The 1,918-nt window shown below is 67.5% G+C and carries 3 protein-coding genes; 2 read left to right on the forward strand and 1 reads right to left on the reverse strand.

Translation table 11 applies throughout. The features are described 5' to 3' along the window. Window positions 1–148: 148 nt before the first annotated feature. Both ABZZ20_RS36760 and ABZZ20_RS36765 read left to right on the forward strand, forming a co-directional pair. A complete protein-coding gene (locus ABZZ20_RS36760) occupies window positions 149–505 on the forward strand; it encodes a DUF6247 family protein (RefSeq protein WP_356877394.1) in 357 nt (118 codons plus the stop codon). Further along, window positions 502–792, forward strand: coding sequence for a hypothetical protein (locus ABZZ20_RS36765; protein WP_356877396.1), 291 nt, complete (start codon window positions 502–504; stop codon window positions 790–792). Before ABZZ20_RS36760 ends, ABZZ20_RS36765 begins: the two co-directional genes overlap by 4 nt. On the opposite strand, the gene ABZZ20_RS36770 is transcribed toward ABZZ20_RS36765, so the two are convergent. Next, a complete protein-coding gene (locus ABZZ20_RS36770; RefSeq protein WP_356877398.1) occupies window positions 793–1,389 on the reverse strand; it encodes a dihydrofolate reductase family protein in 597 nt (198 codons plus the stop codon). Window positions 1,390–1,918 lie beyond the last annotated feature (529 nt).

The following is a 1,918-nucleotide window of genomic DNA, read 5'->3' on the forward strand; positions in this document are numbered from 1 at the left end:
CTGCAGGGGGGACCCTGTGGGAGAGTAGGACGCCGCCGAACAATCATTGTGGGAAAGCCCCGCACCTTATGGTGCGGGGCTTTTCTGCGTTCAGGGGGCCTACGACAGACCCGCTCGGTATCCTGGCCAGCGTTCCCCTGGAGGCACGATGACAGCACAGCACCTCGAAGACGACGGTCCGCTCATCCCCCAGCCGGCCATGACGCGCGAAGCCCTGCGGGACGCAGTGCGCCGGATCGACATGCCGCACCTCGCCGTGTTCGACAGGGAATGCCACGCGGCCTTCGACCGCGCCGCGGAGACGGGCGCGATCAACCCGCTCCGCTTCTTCCTGATCAAGTGGGCCACCCATGTGGCCATCCACCGCTGGCCCGCCCGCTCGGCGGCCCTGCTCGAAGCCGAGCGCATTGCCGGCGACCCCGACGCCACGGAAGACCAGTTCCGGGCCGCCATGGAAACGAGCAGCCGCATCCTGGTCGAGGCCCAGCAGGAGATCGGTACGTGACCCTGCGGGGCGAGGGGGTCGAGAACGACTCCGGGTGGGCCTGGGAGTGTGACCCCAGCAGGCTGTGGGTGCTCGGCGACATGTCCGCCGAGCACCAGAAGACGGTCGGCGCCGTCCTGGACGGCTTGGTCGACCTCGCCTCCATGGGGATCGACCCCAAGGACGGCAGCCTGTACGAGGACCCCAGCCCGATGCGCCTGCGGACGTACGAGGACGAGCACCTGATGCTCTGGTACCAGACCATTCCTCACCGCAGCCGCGTCTACCTGAAGCGGGTCAACCTCTGATCAGCCCTCGGCGACCGGTCGATAGGTGCACACCTGGACGCCCGCAGGACTGGTGACCGCGGAGACCAGTTCGAGCGTGCGGCGAGCAGCGTCGTCGGGGAAGATCGTCTTGCCGCCGCCGAGGAGCACAGGCATGACGATGAGGCGGAGCTCGTCCACCAGGCCCTCGCGCAGCAGGGTGCGTACGAGTGTCGGGCTGCCCATGACCACCAGGTCGCCGCCCTCGCGCTCGTGCAGCTCGCGGATGCCGGCGATCGCCTTGTCACCCGGGACCAGCGTGGTGTTGCTCCACGTCAGCTCGTCCTCTCCCAGCGTCTGGGACACCACGTGCTTGGGAATGGCGTTCATCCGGTCGGCGAACGGGTCGCCGGCCCGTTCGGGCCAGGCCGCGGCCATCGCCTGCCAGGTGCGACGCCCGAACAGCAGGGCCTCGGCCTTCTCCAACGCATCGGCGAAGGCGCCGCCTACGACCTCCGGGTCGAAGAAGGGGTGCGACCAGCCACCGTGGGTAAACCCGCCGTCGGTGTCCTCCTCGGGCCCGCCAGGTGCCTGCACGACGCCGTCCAGGCTCATGAACTCAGTGACCACGATGCGCATGGGACGCGCTCCTCTTCATCTGTCGGTGGTGTACGACCATCAAGACTGCCGTGGCGCTCCAGAATCATCGCCCGCACGCGTTCCTCTTTCGCCTGCCGCTGGAGGGCCGTGTGCTGCTGGTCGCTGCGGACCGGAGCCCGCCCCGTGGCCGGCGGGTCAACCCGCTGGTCACAGGCCCTGCGCTCGGCGCGCGGTGGGTCGGCCCCACCAGCTGCCGGCTCCCGAGCATCAGGGTGACGGCACCCATGGCCGCTGGTTTTGACACCCCGGGGGCCCAGTTGTAGGGTTTAGAGGTTGCCTGGAGCTGTAAGAAGCTCGGCAGCGACAGCAGAACCCCTCGTACCCCGGATCGCATTCCGTGGGTACGTACTCGACTCCGCATCCAGGAATCTGAAGCCGGGAAATCCGGTGGAAAACTTCTGATAGAGTCGGACTCGCCGGAAAGGGAAACGCGAAAGCGAAGACCTGGAAAGCGAAACCCGCTTCGACCGGGAATCGGACACGAAAGAGTCTGATAGAGTCGGAAACG

This window comes from Streptomyces sp. NPDC006430 (assembly GCF_040612395.1).
In the GTDB taxonomy this organism is placed as follows: domain Bacteria; phylum Actinomycetota; class Actinomycetes; order Streptomycetales; family Streptomycetaceae; genus Streptomyces.

What these genes read in the sequence shown, in the direction of transcription:
- ABZZ20_RS36770 (WP_356877398.1), bottom strand. Translation starts at nt 1,389, where the DNA reads ATGCGCATCGTGGTCACTGAGTTCATGAGCCTGGACGGCGTCGTGCAG.
- ABZZ20_RS36760 (WP_356877394.1), top strand. Translation starts at nt 149, where the DNA reads ATGACAGCACAGCACCTCGAAGACGACGGTCCGCTCATCCCCCAGCCG.